Genomic DNA, 17,947 nt, shown 5'->3' on the forward strand with positions numbered 1-17,947 from the left:
CGGCTACAGTTTGTAGCCGAACTTCCTCAGCAACTCGCGCCGTTCGCTGATATCCGCATCCGTCTCGATGCCGAGCGGCGATGCGCCATCTACGACGCCGAGCACGGCGCGGCCGCTATCGGTCTGCGCGACGATGATCTCGGCCGGGTTGGCGGTGGCGCAGTAGATCCGGCAGACCTCGGGCACGGCACGCACTGCGCCAAGCACATTGACGGGAAAGAATCCGTCGCCAAGAAAGATGAAGAAGGAGTGCCCCGCGCCGACCGCGCGGGCGTTTTCACACGCCAGGTCAATCAGCGACTCGTCGGTGCCTGACCAGCGGACCAATCGCTTGCCCGAGGCCTCGCAGAACGCCAGCCCGAAGCGGATGCCGGGCACGGTGCCCACCAGCACCTCATGCAGGTCCTCCACGGTCTTGATGAAGTGCGACTGGCCGAAGATGAAGTTGGTCGCTTCCGGCTTCGTGACCGGTACCGACAGGAGTTCCATGGCGGGCCTCCATGTGTAGGCGGCGACGGCCGTGGTGGCCGTCCTCGCCGTTCATGGTAGGCCGTGCGGCACCGAATGCAAGCCGGCGCCGTTCGGGCTGCTGCGCTCAGGCGCGCTTGAGCAGCGGCGCGAGATATTTCCCCGTAAAACTCGCCTTGCTCTTCGCTACATCCTCGGGCGTTCCGCGCGCAATTACCTGGCCACCGCCAGCGCCACCTTCGGGCCCCATATCGATCAGCCAGTCCGCGGTCTTGATCACATCAAGGTTGTGCTCGATGATCACCACCGTATTGCCCTGGTCGCGCAGCTTGTGGATGACCTTAAGCAGCAGCTCGATGTCATGAAAGTGCAGGCCCGTGGTCGGCTCGTCGAGGATGTAGAGCGTGCGGCCGGTGTCGCGCTTCGATAGCTCCAGCGACAGCTTCACGCGCTGCGCCTCGCCGCCCGACAGCGTGGTGGCCGACTGGCCAAGGCGGATATAGCCCAGGCCCACATCCAGCAGCGTCTGCAGCTTGCGGCGCACGACGGGCACCGCGCTGAAGAACTCATGTGCCTGCTCGACGGTCAGGTCCAGCACTTCGGAGATGTTCTTGCCCTTGTACAGGACTTCGAGCGTCTCGCGGTTGTAGCGCTTGCCGTGGCAGACGTCGCAAGGCACGTAGACGTCGGGCAGGAAGTGCATCTCGACCTTGAGCACGCCGTCGCCCTGGCAGGACTCGCAGCGCCCGCCCTTGACGTTGAACGAGAAGCGGCCCGGATCGTAGCCGCGTTCCTTGGCCGACGGCACGCCCGCGAACAGTTCCCGGATCGGCGTGAACAGGCCTGTGTACGTGGCGGGGTTCGAGCGCGGCGTGCGGCCGATCGGGCTCTGGTCGACGTTGATCACCTTGTCGAAATGCTCAAGCCCCTCGATGCGGTCGTGCGCGGCGGGCTCCGGCGTGGAGCCGTACAAGTGACGCGCCACCGCGTGGTAGAGCGTGTCGTTGATCAGCGTGGACTTGCCCGAGCCCGACACGCCGGTGATGCAGGTCAGCAGCCCGACCGGGACCTCCGCCGTGACGTTGCGCAGGTTGTTGCCGCTCGCATTGACGATGCGCAGCAGGCGCTCATCGTCGGGCGCAGCGCGCTTGCCCGGGACTTCAATGCGTCGCTGGCCGGAGAGATACTGCCCCGTCAACGACGCGGGCGAGTCTTCGATCTGCCTTGGCGTGCCCTCGGCCACGATCATGCCGCCGTGCACGCCGGCGCCCGGGCCGATGTCGACCACGTAGTCGCTCGCGCGGATCATGTCCTCGTCATGTTCCACTACCAGCACCGAGTTGCCGATGTCGCGCAGGTGCTTGAGCGTGCCGATCAGGCGATCGTTGTCGCGCTGGTGCAGGCCGATCGACGGCTCGTCGAGCACGTACATCACGCCTGTCAGGCCGGAGCCAATTTGCGAAGCCAGCCGGATGCGCTGCGCCTCGCCGCCCGACAGCGTATCGGCGCTGCGTTCGAGCGACAGGTAATCGAGACCCACGTTGTTCAGGAAGTTCAGCCGCGCGGTAATTTCCTTGATGATCTTGTCGCCGATTTCACGCTTGGCGCCGTGCATGTCCAGCGTCAGGAAATACGTCAGCGTGTCGCGCAGCGGCCAGCCGTTGATCTCGAAAATGGCGCGAGCCTGATCCTCTTCGCCGATCTTGACGTGGCGTGCCTCGGTGCGCAGCCGCGTGCCTTGGCAGGCGGGGCAGGGCTGGTTGTTCTGGTACTTGGCCAGCTCCTCGCGCACGGCCACCGAATCGGTCTCGCGGTAGCGGCGTTCGAGGTTCGGGATGATCCCTTCGAACACGTGCTCGCGCACCGTGGTGCGGCCGCGTTCGTTCATATAGGTGAACGGAATCTCGACTTCGCCCGAGCCGTGCAGCACCACTTGCTGGACGTTGGCCGGCAGGTCTTCGAACGCGGTCTCGGTGTCGAAGTCGTAGTAGGCCGCCAGGCTCTGCAGCATCTGGAAGTAGAACTGGTTGCGCCGGTCCCAGCCCTTGATCGCACCAGAGGCGAGCGACAGATTCGGGAAGGCCACCACACGCTTCGGATCGAAAAACGTGATCTGGCCCAGGCCGTCGCAGCTCGGGCACGCGCCCATCGGATTGTTGAACGAGAACAGGCGCGGTTCCAGTTCCTGCAGCGAGTACGAGCAGATCGGGCACGCGAAGCGCGAGCTGAACATGTGCTCCTTGCCGCTGTCGAGTTCCAGCGCGACGGCGCGGCCATCGGCCAGGCGCAGCGCGGTCTCGAACGATTCGGCCAGACGCTGCTTGATGTCCGCGCGAACCTTGACGCGGTCGACCACGACTTCGATGGTGTGCTTTTCCGTCTTCTTCAGCTTGGGCAGCGCATCGACTTCATAGACCTTGGCCTCGGCTTCATGCGCGGTGCCGCCGCCCGAGCGGATGCGGAAACGCACGAAACCCTGCGCCTGCATGGTGTCGAACAGGTCGGAGTGCTCGCCCTTGCGGTCGGCCACCACCGGCGCCAGGATCATCAGCTTGGTGTCTTCGGGCAGCGCCAGCGCGGCGTCCACCATCTGCGAGACGCTCTGTGCCTGCAGCGGCAGGTTGTGGTCGGGGCAGTAGGGCGTGCCGGCGCGCGCGTACAGCAGGCGCAGGTAGTCGTGGATCTCGGTCACCGTGCCGACGGTCGAGCGCGGGTTGTGGCTGGTGGCCTTCTGCTCGATCGAGATGGCCGGCGAGAGGCCCTCGATCAGGTCCACGTCCGGCTTTTCCATCAGTTGCAGGAACTGGCGCGCGTAGGCCGAGAGCGATTCCACGTACCGGCGCTGGCCTTCGGCGTAGAGGGTATCGAACGCCAGCGACGACTTGCCCGAGCCCGACAGGCCCGTGATCACGATCAGCCGGTTGCGCGGCAGGTCGAGATTGATGTTCTTGAGGTTGTGGGTGCGCGCCCCACGGATCTTGATTTCTTCCATATGCCGAAAAGTCGTCGCCGGGCAGGCCGCCGGTCGGCGCGAGGCGCATGGACAGGTCGGTCTAACGGAAATCCCAAACTGAAATGCAGTGCTTCATGCGCCATCCTTAGGCCGCATGGTCAGGCCGGGTGACCCGGAAAGCGCGAAGAAGCAAACCTGTTAATATACCGAACTTCGGTTTCCCGGGTTGCCTGCGCCAGGAGCGCACTGAAGCAAACCGGGCCAAAGGGCCGATTGCCGCGCTTGCCTGGTCGCCCGGGATGGCAACTTCCGCCCCGGATGCCGATCGAAACAGCCATTGCCGTCTGCGCCGGCAGCCCGCCTGACCCATTCCACGATCGCCATGTCGCCGATCCCCTCTTCTTCCCCAGATGCAGCCGTTGCCGGCGAATCCAAGACCGTGCCGCAACGCGAGCGCATGACGCGCACCGAGTTGCGAGCGAGCCTCTCGCTGGCCAGCATTTTTGCGCTGCGCATGCTGGGCCTGTTCCTGATCCTGCCGGTCTTCGCCGAGTACGCACGCGCGCTGCCCGACGGCCATGACGCCCAGCGCGTCGGCCTGGCCATGGGCATCTACGGCCTGATGCAGGCTTTCCTGCACATCCCGCTCGGGTGGCTGTCGGACCGCATTGGCCGCAAGCCGGTCATGGTGGCCGGGCTGCTGCTGTTCGTAGCCGGCGGCCTGGTGGCCGCGTTCTCCGATACGCTGGTGGGCATCACCGTGGGCCGCGCGTTGCAGGGTACCGGCGCGATCTCCGCCGCCATTACCGCCTGCATCGCAGATCTCACGCGCGAGCGCCATCGCACCAAGGCCATGGCCATGGTCGGCGGCAGCATCGGCCTGACTTTTGCGCTGTCGCTCGTGATCGCCTCGCCGCTGCTGCATGCCATCGGCATGCCGGGCATCTTCGCGCTGATGTCGGTACTGGGCCTCGTGGCAATCGGCGTGACGCTGTTCGTGGTGCCTAGCCCGCCGCCGCCGCATCCGGTGCGCTTGCCGTTCCGCCAGGTGCTGCTCAATCCCGACCTGATCCGTCTGAACGTCGGCGTGCTTGCGCTGCACGCCTCGCAGGTCGCCATGTTCATGGTGGTGCCGGCCATGCTGTCCGACGCCGGCATGCCGTTGGATCAGCACTGGAAGGTCTACCTGCCGGTAGTGCTGGTGTCATTCGTACTGATGCTCGGGCCAATGATGGCTGCGGAGCGCTATGGCCGCGTGCGCCCCGTACTGCTCGGTGCCGTGGGCCTGATGACGGCAGTGCAGCTGCTGTTCGCCGCTGTGCACGGGCTGTGGCCCATCGTGGGTGTGCTTCTGCTTTTCTTTGTAGCCTTCAACGTGCTGGAGGCGATGCAGCCTTCGCTGGTCTCGCGCTATGCAGCTGCTTCGCGCGGCGCGGCGCTCGGCGTGTACAACACCACGCAGGCGATGGGCCTGTTCCTGGGCGGCGTGGTGGGCGGCTGGCTGCTCAAGCATGAAGGCCGCAGCGCTGTTTTTGTGGGGTGCGCGGTGGTACTTCTGGTCTGGCTTATAATCGCCTGGAGCATGAAACCGCCGCCGGCCAGGGGGCAATCCAGTGCCCCGTCCACGGCCTGAAATTGCGCCAGCCGCATCACTTTGCAACAGATCCCGGCCGGATATGGCCTAGCATGACCGCGCTTCCCGACTTGTCTGGCCGGGGGCGCGTTATTCGTTTACGTTGTCGTTTTTGCAGTCGTCACCCATGCGGTAGCCGCACCTGCAGCAATCCGGTTCAAACTACTACTTACTGAGCAATGCCACGCTTTTCAGTGCAGCGCGTGGCTTTTGGAGAACATTCATGGCATCGATCAACAAAGTCATTCTCGTCGGGAATCTCGGCGCGGACCCGGAAACCCGCTACATGCCGAGCGGCGACGCAGTGACCAACCTGCGCCTGGCGACAACCGACCGCTACAAGGACAAGCAGTCCGGCGAGATGAAGGAAGCCACTGAGTGGCACCGCGTCGCGATGTTCGGCAAGCTGGCCGAAATCGCCGCCCAGTACCTGCGCAAGGGTTCGTCGGTCTACATCGAAGGGAAGATCCGCACCCGCAAGTGGCAGGACCAGAGCGGTCAGGACAAGTACAGCACCGAAATCGTTGCTGACCAGATGCAGATGCTGGGCGGACGCCAGGGCGCCGGCGGTGGCGGGGATGAAGGCGGCTACGGCGGCGGTGGCGGCGGTGGTGGCTACAACCGCGAATCGTCGGGTGGCGGTTATGGCGGTGGCCGCGGCCAAGGCGGTGGCGGTGGTCAGGGCGGTGGCCAGCAGGGCGGCGCACGCCGTCAGCAGCAGGCGCCGTCGAACGGGTTTGAGGATATGGATGACGATATTCCGTTCTGAGTTTGGTCGAACGGATATTGGTATGGAAGAACCCCGCCTGGTGCGGGGTTTTTCTTTTTGTGGGCCTCGCAGGGTTGACTCTTCGACAGGTTGTCGGCAGGTCGGGCGGGCGGGAGGCTGGCTGACGAGCCTTTTTGCTGGCGATCCTCTCCGCGCAGAAGGCAAAAAAAACAAAAGCCCCCGCGTTCTCGCAGGGGGCTGTCAAAACTACTGATTTTCCAGCTTACGGACGACCCACCGAGATGTTGTAGAACACATTGCTCGGATTGACGCTGACGGCCACGCTGATGCCGGAGTTGGCCAGGTTCATCGACACCGCCTCGTTGATGCCCGTTGCCGGTGCGCGATAACGCAGGCCGACGGACGGCACGCCGTTCTGCCACGTATCGATGCGGCCCGTGGTGTTCTGACGCGTATAGGTGTTCGCCGCCGTATCGACTGCCGTCACGGTGTGGGAGCCGTCTTCGATATTGGTCACGCCGCTTGCGTTCAGCGTGGCATCCCAATAGCTGCTGACGGACCCGACTGCCGGCAGCGCGAAGGCCTTCGGCCGCGTGGCGAGCATGAAGCCGGCGCCGTGAACGATGACGATCGCCAGTTGGCCATCGACGCCCTTGAAGGCAAATGCGCGGGCCGTTCCCGACGGATCGGAGATATTGAAGCCACCGTCGGCATTCGTCGCTGCCGAAGGCAGTTCGGCTGCCGGCCACTGGTCGCAGCTGCTCAGGCTGCAATCCGCGCCGCTGGTGAACTTGCCGGTGCTGTCCATGCGGAATTTGACCAGGCCCGTGCCGTAGTACGGGCTGTTGTCGTCGCGTTCGAAAGCGAGCGCGTTCCAGTCACCGGCGAGTTCGCTCAGGGGGATGGTCTGGTCGGGGATCACGAGGCTGGACGCACCGGCACGGCGCTCGAGTGCAATGCCCGACTTCGAGACCAGCATCCGCGCGTTGTCATTGCCGAAGCGGCAGGCCTGGCTGTCGTTTGCCTGGAATTGCTCGACCGCGCTCGTGGAATCATTCGTGCGCGTCAGCTTGACCGCATCGACCGTGAAACGCTGGACGGTATTGCCGGTGAGATCGACCTTCTGCACCTTGCCGCTGCGGAACGCTGCGCACGTTGCCGAAGCCGGTTGCAGGATGGTCTGCACGCCGCTGGCCGAGCCCGTGTTTGACGCCACCGCGCTCGACAGATCGGCGATGGAGGTTTGCGATGCCTTCAGCGTTTCGCCAAGGGTGTCGAGCTTCTGGTCCAGCGCGTTGCCCGGCGTATTGCCGTGCGCGGCAACCAGAGTGTCTTTCAGCGGGTCGATGCCGCCCAGGTCGATCGTGCCGGTCAAGATGAGCTTGACGTTGTCGAGTGCCGTGGAGACGCCGTCGGTGGTCAGCTTCGCCTGGGCCTGCTCGTCGAAGCTGGCAAAGAATTCTTCGGTGCTCTTGCCGGCGATCGAGGCGGTGATCAGCTCGGTCAGCGGCGTGATGTTGGCCGTTGCGGTGGTGCCGGAGCCGGCTTCGACCACCGAGTGGAGGGTGGTGCCGTCAGGCGTGGAAACGCTCAGCACGCACGGGCGCTTTGCGTTCGGAATATCGATCGTGAAGGTGCCGTCGGCAGCCGTGGTGGCGCTGCCGCTGCCCGAGGCGCACTTGGCCTGCACGGTGGCGTTGGCGAGCGCCGCGCCTACTGCCGCCGTGCCCGCGATCTTGGTGGTGGGTGTCGCAGGCGCGGACGACTGAGAGTCGGAGCCGCCGCCGCAAGCGCTCAGCGCGGCTGCGGCAAGCGTGGACACAAGCAGTTTGATTTTCATGGTTGTTTTCTTCCCCCCGTTATAGGAATGCTGCGTACTGATGCTTCGGCCGGAACATATGAATCCGTGATGGAAGCGGGGGCGATACTACAAATTTTCAAAATGCCGGTCGTCACCAATTTTGGTGATAGACATCCGATACATTTGCGCGGAAACAACGGTGTGGTACTGCGATCAGCGCAGCGCGCAGAACACGCGTGGGTGAAACCCTTCTTAAGAAGGGGAATGTCATCAATCGCCGCACCGATGGACACGGGCGACGCCGCTTCAACCCTTCTGCCCGAGCCCTTCCACCATGCTCTGCACCGCTGTCGCAAAGGGGCGGCGCGCCATCGGTTGGCGATCGATCAGCACACCCTTCAACTTTCGAAATGGCACGTCCGGTCATCTGGCCGCAAACTGCTCATATCGATGGCCGGTGTCTGCATGCGCGCGTGCCGCTCCAGCAGGGTGGCCAGTGCTGATTGCCATGCAGACCGTGGCGGAGTCGGGCTATCCCGGGTTCGATCTGACGACATGGTTCATGCTCACTGGTCCCGCCGGCTTCGATGCGCCCGCGCTCGCTTGCTCTCAAGAGCCCTCCACCCAAACGGGTCACGAATCCAAAGAAATCGGCAGATCGCCATGAAAAACCTCTAAGTACGCGTTTTTGCCGACCGGTTCGATAATGCCTGCGTTCCCGCCAGACGAAGAGGCCTGATGCGGCAAAGCAGGACAACGTCATGGCGATCCCGCTCAGATGGCAGGAGATTCCATGCAGCGCTGCTCGCGGTTCAGATCATGCACCTGTGCACCGCCGTTCCGGCTTCGTCCGCTGTGGGCGGCCATCAATCGAAGCGCGATCATCAGTCCACATCTTTCCATCCGCGCTTCCATCATCCTTGCCGCGCACGCCGGCACGCTGCTTTTCATCGCGATGGACGACGCCCATGGCCAGGCCTGCGGCACGCTCTCCGGGCTTCGCACGGCCGGCGCGGTTTGCGCGCCCGCAGCGGGCACGGCTGCGATCGTCACGACGACCGACGGGACAACCATCGACAACGCATCCCTCGCAAGCATCCGTGCGACTGGAACCCAGGCTAACGCTTCGGTATCGATCACCGGCACCAGCATCACCAACCGCGCCACGACAGCGGTCAGCGGTGTGCAGGCGCAGGTCAATGGCGGCACCGGCTCTGCAACCGTTACGTTCGCCGGTGGCACCAGCAACATCACGATGGCAGGCAGCGGTACGCTCGACGGCGTTGCGGTGTTGAACAACACATCCGGCCAGTCGAGCATTCTCGTCAATGCCGGCACCACGCTGAACATCGACAACCCACTGTCGGGCAACGACCGCGACGGCCTGGACATCAACGCATCCGGGGGCGGCGACGCCACCATCGTCCATCAGGGCGCGGGGACGATCTCCACCGCGGGCGGCAGCGGCCTCAGGGCCCGCACCAGCGGCGCCGGGAATGTCACGGTGCAGGCCGCCGGCGGGATCACACTGAATGTCGACAACACCAACGGCGTTGCCGACCCGGACGACCCCGGCGTGGAGGCGGGGCCGGCCAACCATGCGGGGATTCACGCGAAGGCTTCGGGAAGCGGTGCCATCAACGTCGATACCGCGGCGATGGTCCGTGCGATTGCCACCAACGCGTTCGGCATCCTTACCGAGGGCAGCAGCGGCGCCACGCTGGTTCACAACAGCGGCGCGCTGACCTCGGACGGTCTGAACGGCTTCGGTATCCGGTCGACGGCGACCACCGGCAGCATCGAGATCCGCAACGAAGGTGCTATTACAACGACAGGTCCGGCGGCGCACGGGATCTACGCGAACAGCAGTTCGGGCGCCATTACGGTCGACAACCGGGCGCCGATCGCCGTGGGCAGCACAGCAAACGCAGATGGCTCGCGCGGCATCAACATCATCGCGCGCGGTGCCGGCGCGGTGAACGTCACCGGTACCGGCGATATCACGGTGCAGGGCAATGTGCAGTCGCAACGCGGGTCCGGCATCATCATCAGCGCCGAGCAAGGGGACATCTCCGTCGCGTACAGCGGTGGCATCTCCGTGCGTGGCTTCGGCGCCGGCGGCATACGTGCGGACACAGCCGGCGGCAATGTCTCGGTGAACTACACAGGCAACCGCATCGAGACATTCCACTCCAATGCCAACGGCATCTATGCCACGGCAAGGTCGGCCACCGGCACGGTGGACATCGCGGCACAGGGCACCATCGTCACGCACTCGGACAACGGCTCGGGTGACGGCAGCGGTGTCGCCTCGTTTGGCCTGCAGGGCGTCAGCCAAGGGGGCAATGTGCGCGTATCGTTCGCCGGCCCGACAATCGATGTCAACGGTTCTGGCGCGGCGATCCTGGCGGCCAATGCTTACGATGGCACGGGACTGGGCACGGTGACCGTGGACAACGGCGGCGCGTTGATCGCTCGCGGCGACCGTCAGCAGGGCATCCATACGCGCTCGCTCACCGGCGAGCAGACCATCACCAATACCGCTGCTATACAGACTTCAGGGCCGACCGCCAGCCAGGCCATTCTTGCCGAGGGCACGGGCGCCGCAGCGATTCACATCGTCAACAGCGGCGCATTGACCGCGTCAGGCGACAATGCATCCGGCATTGATGCGCAGACGGCCGGCGGTACGGTCGACATCCGCAACAGTCAGTCCATCGCAGCCGGATGGGGGTCGAGTGCAGGCATACAGACCGCCGGAGCGTCGCAGACCATCGACAATACCTCCGCAGTCGGCGCGCTGAGCGATGTCGCGATACGCGCCGATGCGAACGGATCGGCTGGAACCCTGCTATTGAGCAACAGTGGGCAGATTACCGGGACAGTCACGGCAGCAAGCTCCGCCGTCACGATGACCAATGGCGGCACCTGGAACCTGCGCGCATTCAGTGACTCGACTGGCACCGGTACGCGCGACAGGTGGGCCGTGGCGGTCAGCAACCTCGGGACGAACGCTGCGAACAGCATCGTGAACAGCGGCAGCGTCGTGCTGGCCGCGCAGCCGGGCGCTACGCTGCTTTCACCCGCCGCGGCCACTGTCAGCTTCGACGCGGCCGGCGCCTACCTGCCGTTCGGGCAGGCTGCCAATGCACACACGCAGGGTAGGGCGGTGCAGGGCCAGATACTCGGCGTGCGCACTTTCACGAACGGCGGCGTGCTTGACCTCACGGGCGGGGCCCGTGTGGCGGGCAATGTGCTGGTCATCACGGGCGGGCAGACTGCCGGTCAGGACGGCGCTGGCGTGTTCATTTCCAACGGCGGCGTGCTGAAGCTCAACACGGTACTGAATGAAGGCGCTGCGAACAGCAAGTCAGATGTCCTCGTGGTCGATGCGACGAGCACCGGCGCCGGCGGGCCTACGCGCCTGCGCATCAACAATGTCGGCGGAGCCGGTGCGGTGACTCAGGGCAACGGGATCGGCGTGGTCGAGGTCCTGAACACGGCGCCGGGCGCGTCGGCCCCGAACGCGTTTACGCTCGACGGGCGCGCGGTGGCTGGTGCGTATGAATACCGGCTGTTCCAGGGCGGTGTCGACGGTAGCCAGGCTGGCTCCTGGTATCTGCGATCGATGCAAATGCCGCCGCCCGCGCCGCCGACGCCGCCAGAGCCGCTGTTTCGCCCTGAAGTGGCGGCGTATCTTGCCAACCAGCGCCTGACAGGGCAGATGTTCGTGCACAGCCTGCATGACCGGCTTGGCGAGCCACAATATGTCGAGGGGCAGGGCTTCGATCCCGCCGGCGACAAGCCGCGCTCCGGCTGGCTGCGCGTGGTTGGAAAATGGGAAGGCAGCCGGAGTGCGGATGGCGTCTTCAAGACCAGCACCGACTCCTTTCTGCTGCATGGTGGTACCGAACTCGCCAGATGGAATGTGTTCGGCGAATCGGACCGCGGCCACCTCGGGCTGATGGGCAGCTATGGCATGGCCGATTCCGACGCGAGCGCGCAAGGCAACCCGTTCTCCGCACGCGGCAAGGTGGAAGGATGGAGCATCGGCGCCTACGGCACGTGGTACCAGAACGATGAGAAGAAACTTGGCACCTATGTCGATTCCTGGCTTCAGTACGGATGGTTCACGAACCGGGTAGAGGGCGACCTGCTGCCGACCGTGCGCTACCACGCGCGTGGCTGGGCTGCCTCGGGCGAGGTCGGCTACGCCACGCCGCTGCGCAATGACTGGATCCTCGAACCACAGGGACAGGTGATCTACGTCGGCTACAACGAAGATGACATCACGGAACAGAACGGCACGCAGATCGGCGGCGCCGATTCACACGGCTGGATCACGCGGCTGGGCGCGCGGGTGCATCGGACCTACGTTCGCGAGGATGCTCGCAAATGGCAGCCGTACATGACGCTCAACTGGTGGCACACGAGCGTGAGCAGCAGTATCCGGTTCAATGATTTGCCGGTCGGGAGTTTGTACCCGAGCAACCGCTACGAGCTGAAGCTCGGTGTCAATGCGGATCTTGGCAAGCGCTGGACCGGGTGGAGCAATGTGTCCGGGGCTTGGGGCGCGCAGAGTTTTTATCAATATGCGGTGCGGGTTGGGGTGAAGTACACGTGGTAGCGGACGTTCGGGCTGGCTGGTAGTGGCCTGGATATCGTGCCTTCTGCCAGCACGGCGCCTCTGCTGACACCATCATTCGCACTAACGGCCGAGATGATGGGCCAGTCGCAGCAGACCAAATTCCGGCAGGTCAGCTTCAGCGGCACGACGCAGGCCATCCAGGCTGTCGTGAAGGGCGACATTCCGGTCTATGTCGATGGCTTCGCGCCGCTGGTACTGACGCCATGGCCGAGTGCTGGCTTCGCTGCTTCCGTGGGGCGGCCGGTGGCGCTTTCGTCCTCCATGTCGGGTCATCTACGTGTTTTCCCCGGTGTCTCCCGGTGCTCCGTGTAAGAAGCAGGTAAGGGGCGGGCTTTACCTTATGTGCACGGTCCGGAGCTGAGACCACCAGCGATCGGCAATCCCGTAGCACGATTGGCAGGAGACACAAATGAATGAAGAACTGGTCGCAAGACTGAAAGCGAACCCGCGGTACCGCGAGCTCGTGCACAAGCGGTCGCGCCTTGGATGGACGCTGACGGCGGTGATGCTCGTGATCTATTACGGATACGTCCTGCTGATCGCCTTCGACAAGGAAGTCCTTGCCGCCAAGGTCGGCGCCGGCGTGATGACGTGGGGCATGCCGATCGGGCTGTTCGTGATTCTCTTCACCGTGGCCATCACCGGCTTCTATGTGCGTCACGCCAATCGCGCGTATGACGAGCTGACCGAACAGATCAAGCGGGAGGTCGCATGAAAGCGAACCATGCCTTCATTGCCGGCAGCGCGCTGCTGCTTTCCACCGCCGCGCTGGCCGCGGGCGGAGACCTCGGGCAGGCCGTCCGGCAGCCGACCAACTGGACTGCCATCGGCATGTTCGTGGTATTCGTGATCGGCACGCTGTTCATTACCAAGTGGGCCGCAAAGCGAACCACCTCCGCAGCGACCTTCTATACAGGCGGTGGCGGCATCACGGGCTTCCAGAACGGCCTGGCCATCGCAGGCGATTTCATGTCCGCGGCCTCGTTCCTCGGCATCTCCGCGGCGGTCTATGCCAATGGCTATGACGGGCTGATCTATTCAATCGGCTTCCTGGTCGGCTGGCCCGTCATCACGTTCCTGATGGCCGAACGCCTGCGCAATCTGGGCCGCTTCACGTTTGCCGACGTCGCGGCGTACCGATTCAAGCAGGGACCGATCCGCGCATTCGCCGCATCGGGCACGCTTGTCGTGGTGGCGTTCTACCTGATCGCACAGATGGTCGGTGCGGGCCAGCTCATCAAGCTGCTGTTCGGCCTGGAATACTGGATCGCGGTGGTGATCGTCGGCGCGCTGATGATGGTGTACGTGCTGTTCGGCGGCATGACGGCCACGACGTGGGTGCAGATCATCAAGGCGTGCCTGCTGCTCGGCGGCGCGACGTTCATGGCGTTCATGGTGCTGGCGCAGTACCACTTCAGCCCCGAGGCGCTGTTCGCGAAGGCGGTCGAGGTCCACGCCAAGAAGGAATCGATCATGAGTCCGGGCAACTTCATCAAGGACCCGATCTCGGCAATCTCGTTCGGCATTGCGCTGATGTTCGGCACGGCGGGCCTGCCGCACATCCTGATGCGCTTCTTCACCGTGCCCAACGCAAAGGAAGCGCGCAAGTCGGTGTTCTGGGCAACCACATGGATCGGCTACTTCTACATCCTGACTTTCATCATCGGCTTCGGCGCGATCGTGCTTGTCAGCACCAACCCGAGCTTCCAGGACGGCAGCGGCAAGCTGCTCGGCGGCGTCAACATGGCGGCGGTGCACCTGGCCAGCGCGGTCGGCGGCAATGTGTTCCTTGGCTTTATCTCGGCCGTGGCGTTCGCGACGATCCTTGCTGTGGTAGCGGGCCTGACGCTCGCCGGCGCATCGGCGGTCTCGCATGACCTCTATGCCACGGTGTTCAAGCACGGCAAGGCGACCAGCTCGATGGAGCTGCGCGTATCGCGCATCACGACCATCATCCTCGGCATGGTTGCGGTGGTGCTCGGCATCGTGTTTGAAAAGCAGAACATCGCGTTCATGGTGTCGCTCGCGTTCGCTGTGGCAGCGTCGGCCAACTTCCCGGTGCTGTTCATGTCGGTGCTGTGGAAGGGCTGCACCACGCGCGGCGCGACCATCGGCGGCTTCCTTGGCCTGCTGTCGGCGGTGGTGCTCACCGTGCTGTCGCAAGCCGTGTGGGTCGACGTGTTCCACTTCAAGGACGCGCCGTTCCCGTACACCTCTCCGGCGCTGTTCTCGATGACGATCGGCTTTGTCGGCATCTGGATCTTCTCGCTGACCGACAAGTCCGCACGCGCACGCCTCGACATGGCAGGTTTCGAGGCGCAGGAGCTGCGTTCGGAGACCGGCATTGGCGCCGTGCAGGGGGCAAGCCACTGACAGCGGAATCATGACGCTATCAGACACGCCCGGCTTGCGAGCCGGGCGTTTTTGTTCGAGCGGTTGCTGGTACGTCGACGTTCTTGTTATTGGGCTGGTCTGGCGCTGCGTACTTGCTGCCAGAAGCGATCGCGCTTGTACTGTGCATCGCGCGACACTGTCGATGGCAGGAACCTCGGCCCGACACTGGGCGGCTGGATCGCGGTGACGTAGAGCGCCTCCCTGACAGCAGGCGGGATATCGCTCGGATCGCGGCTGAAGCCGAAGATGATGCAGCCAAGGTCATTGTCATAGAACCGGCTGCGCGACCACATGTTTAGCGTCGTGAGCTTTCTGCCGGGAACAGACACGTAGAACTGCTGGCCGCCGAGATCGCGGCGGTCCCAGAGCGCAATCGATTTGCCGTCGTCCATGACCAGCGATACCGCGGTTGGAATACTGCCGGCTCGGATCGATGCGCCCGCGATGTTGAATGTCTTGCCGTCCGTGGACCGCGGAATGCTGATCGTTTTTTGCTCCACGCCACTCACTCGATCCGCGATGATGCCGGTGCGGTCCTGCCGGTTGCCGCCCCACACCTTCGGCCCGCTCCCGGCCGGATAGCTGACGTCGACGATCCGGGGCGTGAAGTTGAACAGCTCGATATAGATTTCGGAGATGTTGGCGGCGGGCAGGCTGAACGGTGTCGCGACGGCACCGGCCCAGGCGCGGCACGTGGCATCCCAGTCATCCGCCGTGCCATAGGCGGCGCTGAACACATCGGGAAACGGGATGGTCTTTACCTGACCGGGGTTCCGGATCGGGTCCAGGGCGTTCAGCAGCAGCATGTAGTCGCCGAACAGGACCTGCTTCTTCTGCGAAAAGGATTGCCAGTAGTTGTAGATGGCGGTGTAGTGCTTGCCCGGGCTCGTGGGCGCGGCCGGTGCCAGCCGGTCCTGCTCCTTCCTGACGACGGCGTCCAGATAGGCGTGGTACTCGTTGATCGTATCGCTCGCGAGCCTGACATAGCCCTCGTAGGTCGCGGTGTTCCATCCCCAGTCCCTGCCATGCAGCACGCAGTCGCGCAGCAGCACGGCATGCAGCTGGGAGAAGATGGCGAACAACGGGGCCAGTACCCATTGGAAATCCGGGTTGCGGAATTCCGATGCCGCCAGCGTCATCTGGGTGTTGGTGGCGATGAACTGCATACGCATGTTTGATGTGTCGCCGGTCGCCGCCGCGTTCAGGTACAGCTTCAGCGTGTTGCCAATGCCGTCGAGCTTGCTCTTCAGCAAGCTGTAGACCGCGTCATTGATCTTCTGCTGGATCAGGGCTTCGACCTTCTGCCTGATTTCCTCCCAGACGTCCGCAGGTTCAACCGGCCAAAGTAGTCCGACCAGCGCGGACACGGCGCCGCCGACGACAGGGACCTCCGCAAGCACGACCTCGAGGATGGTCTTCAAGTCTTCCATCGGATCGGCGATGGGCAGTTTCCCGAGGGCGCCATCTGCGTGCGCCGGGAAAGCGGGGCCCATTGCCATCAGGGCGGCGGAAGGGATGGATCTGAGTAAGTCGCGTCGAGTCAGCATTCGGAATTCTCCATGGATGTCCACGAGCACTAGGCATCGTTCGTAGGGCGACAGGGCTCGCGGAGTTACGAATTTCGGACGCTACTCAAACAGAAGGCGGCAACTGATGATCTGGCTCAATGAATACCCGTTTGCGCTGGTGCGGCGGGGCGTCTACTGGAATTGCAGACCAGGATGATTCAGAAATGGACCATTCGCACATGGATTTCCGTGAAATCTCGCTCAGATTCTGCACGAAAAAAACCACCATCGGTTCTCAAGCTACTTTGCTTGGAGATTCTGATGTCATACGGAATTTTCTTATTGATATCTGGAAGATTCTGAAGGCGGATTCGGGGAATGATGAATCTATCTTCTTGGATCGAAACGAATAATTCCCATTGCTCTGCAAGGTGCGGAGCAAAAAGAAATGAAACAACGGATTAATGGGAATTTTTTCAGGGAGATATCTTTATGAGAAGTCATAAGAACGGGAGCTGCGGTTCCGGGCACATTTTGATCAGCGGCTTATCCCGGGTTTCGAAAGGACTGGTTGCCGTATCGACGCTGGCGTTTGGCATGGCGGAGTCGAATGCCAGCGTGGTCATCGACAATTATCAGTTTTCGGGTGGGGGCACGATCTGTTCAAAAATTGAACCGGGTCAGGTGGCGATGGGTGCCGACGGCGGCAGCGGTTGCGTGGCTCCTGAGTGGGGGCCGGGGCCGTCCAGCGCTGGAAATCCGGGGCAAAACATCGTTATGTACCCGAACATAAACATTAACGGTGAGGTGGATTCCCTATCGATTGGTGGCTACCTCGATGTCTGGAAGGCTGCAACCTTCTTTGACGGCGTGAACATGCAAGGCACGAGAATCAGCATGCTTGGCGCGGGCACCGGCGACCAGGACGCCGTCAACGTGAGCCAGCTCAAGGGCGGACTCGCGGCGCTCGGCGGCGGAGCGGGTGTTGCCGCCGATGGCTCGGTCATCGCGCCGAGCTACACGCTCGGCGGCGGCACGTTCAATGACGTCGGTTCTGCACTGAGCAATCTTGACGGACGCATCACCAGCATGGGGCAACAGGGTGGTGGTGGCGCTTCGGAAAATGCCTATTTCCACGCGGACGGCAAGCTCGATGGCAGCGATGCCGCGGTCGTCGCCGCCGGCACACTGGGCGTAGCGGCCGGTGCTAACGCGCAGGCACAGGCCACCAACAGCGTCGCGATCGGTGCGAACGCGCAGGCGATGGCCAGTGACTCCGCGGCACTCGGCGCAAATGCGCAGGCAACGGCCCAGGGCAGCGTGGCGATCGGCACCAATTCGGTAGCGGACCGCGCCAATACGGTGTCGGTGGGCGCGGCCGGCGCCGAGCGCCAGATCACGAACGTGGCGGCCGCGACGCAAGACACCGATGCGGTCAACCTTGGGCAACTGCGCGATTACGCCAACGAGGCCGGCCGGCAGGCCGTCAGCCAGGCCAACAGCTACACCGACCAACGCGTCGACGCCCTGAGCCGCGAAGCTCACGCGGGCACGGCGGCCGCCATGGCCATGGCCGGACTGCCGCAGGCGACCATTCCGGGCAAGAGCATGATTGCCCTTGGCGGTGCGACTTACCGTGGCCAGAGCGGTCTGGCGATCGGTGCCTCGGTGATGTCGCCGGGCGGTCGCTGGGTGTACAAGCTGACCGGCAGCACCGCGCGCAATACGTATGGCGCGAGCCTTGCCGCCGGATTCCACTGGTAAGCCATCGGCGCTCCGCGCAACGTGCGGGGGCGTCTGCTATCTTGGATC

General features: G+C 63.7%; 12 protein-coding genes. 8 read left to right on the top strand and 4 right to left on the bottom strand.

Going from position 1 to position 17,947, the window contains the following annotated elements; genetic code table 11:
* Positions 1 to 3 precede the first annotated feature (3 nt).
* Together ACIGJG_RS01865 and uvrA are read right to left on the bottom strand one after the other, a co-directional pair.
* The gene (locus ACIGJG_RS01865; RefSeq protein ID WP_011296556.1) at positions 4 to 489 is read right to left on the bottom strand and encodes an adenosine-specific kinase; all 486 of its coding nucleotides are present in this window, start codon (positions 487 to 489) and stop codon (positions 4 to 6) included.
* Positions 490 to 595: 106 nt separating this feature from the next.
* The gene (gene uvrA, locus ACIGJG_RS01870) at positions 596 to 3,460 is read right to left on the bottom strand and encodes an excinuclease ABC subunit UvrA (RefSeq protein WP_011296557.1); all 2,865 of its coding nucleotides are present in this window, start codon (positions 3,458 to 3,460) and stop codon (positions 596 to 598) included.
* A gap of 343 nt (positions 3,461 to 3,803) precedes the next feature.
* On the opposite strand from uvrA, the gene ACIGJG_RS01875 reads away from it, so the two are divergent.
* Both ACIGJG_RS01875 and ACIGJG_RS01880 read left to right on the top strand, forming a co-directional pair.
* Complete coding sequence (locus tag ACIGJG_RS01875) at positions 3,804 to 5,054, top strand: MFS transporter (protein ID WP_140949318.1); 1,251 nt, start codon at positions 3,804 to 3,806, stop codon at positions 5,052 to 5,054.
* Between the two features lie 223 nt (positions 5,055 to 5,277).
* A complete protein-coding gene (locus ACIGJG_RS01880) occupies positions 5,278 to 5,823 on the top strand; it encodes a single-stranded DNA-binding protein (protein WP_011296559.1) in 546 nt (181 codons plus the stop codon).
* Between the two features lie 223 nt (positions 5,824 to 6,046).
* Here the strand turns inward: ACIGJG_RS01880 and ACIGJG_RS01885 are convergent, their stop codons facing one another.
* Complete coding sequence (locus ACIGJG_RS01885) at positions 6,047 to 7,624, bottom strand: hypothetical protein (RefSeq protein ID WP_011296560.1); 1,578 nt, start codon at positions 7,622 to 7,624, stop codon at positions 6,047 to 6,049.
* A gap of 754 nt (positions 7,625 to 8,378) precedes the next feature.
* Between ACIGJG_RS01885 and ACIGJG_RS01890 the strand changes: the two genes are divergently transcribed.
* The 4 genes from ACIGJG_RS01890 (at position 8,379) to ACIGJG_RS01905 (ending at position 14,606) form a co-directional block, all read left to right on the top strand.
* Positions 8,379 to 12,212, top strand: coding sequence for an autotransporter outer membrane beta-barrel domain-containing protein (locus ACIGJG_RS01890; protein ID WP_483672683.1), 3,834 nt, complete (start codon positions 8,379 to 8,381; stop codon positions 12,210 to 12,212).
* A 36-nt stretch (positions 12,213 to 12,248) separates the two neighbouring features.
* The gene (locus ACIGJG_RS01895) at positions 12,249 to 12,545 is read left to right on the top strand and encodes a hypothetical protein (protein ID WP_483672684.1); all 297 of its coding nucleotides are present in this window, start codon (positions 12,249 to 12,251) and stop codon (positions 12,543 to 12,545) included.
* Between the two features lie 97 nt (positions 12,546 to 12,642).
* Positions 12,643 to 12,948: a DUF485 domain-containing protein gene (locus ACIGJG_RS01900; protein ID WP_140949314.1), complete on the top strand. Its 306-nt coding sequence runs from the start codon at positions 12,643 to 12,645 to the stop codon at positions 12,946 to 12,948.
* Positions 12,945 to 14,606 carry a cation acetate symporter gene (locus tag ACIGJG_RS01905; RefSeq protein ID WP_140949313.1) on the top strand — a complete coding sequence of 554 codons (1,662 nt, stop codon included), beginning with the start codon at positions 12,945 to 12,947 and terminating at the stop codon, positions 14,604 to 14,606. The genes ACIGJG_RS01900 and ACIGJG_RS01905 overlap by 4 nt, the downstream gene beginning before the upstream one ends.
* A gap of 86 nt (positions 14,607 to 14,692) precedes the next feature.
* Here the strand turns inward: ACIGJG_RS01905 and ACIGJG_RS01910 are convergent, their stop codons facing one another.
* Complete coding sequence (locus ACIGJG_RS01910; protein WP_245001908.1) at positions 14,693 to 16,057, bottom strand: insecticidal delta-endotoxin Cry8Ea1 family protein; 1,365 nt, start codon at positions 16,055 to 16,057, stop codon at positions 14,693 to 14,695.
* A gap of 236 nt (positions 16,058 to 16,293) precedes the next feature.
* Here ACIGJG_RS01910 and ACIGJG_RS01915 point away from each other — a divergent pair, with 236 nt between their 5' ends.
* Together ACIGJG_RS01915 and ACIGJG_RS01920 are read left to right on the top strand one after the other, a co-directional pair.
* The gene (locus ACIGJG_RS01915) at positions 16,294 to 16,548 is read left to right on the top strand and encodes a hypothetical protein (protein ID WP_220631253.1); all 255 of its coding nucleotides are present in this window, start codon (positions 16,294 to 16,296) and stop codon (positions 16,546 to 16,548) included.
* A 463-nt stretch (positions 16,549 to 17,011) separates the two neighbouring features.
* Positions 17,012 to 17,899: a YadA family autotransporter adhesin gene (locus ACIGJG_RS01920; RefSeq protein ID WP_483672685.1), complete on the top strand. Its 888-nt coding sequence runs from the start codon at positions 17,012 to 17,014 to the stop codon at positions 17,897 to 17,899.
* Positions 17,900 to 17,947 lie beyond the last annotated feature (48 nt).

The organism is Cupriavidus sp. C1SS-2L, assembly GCF_057073735.1.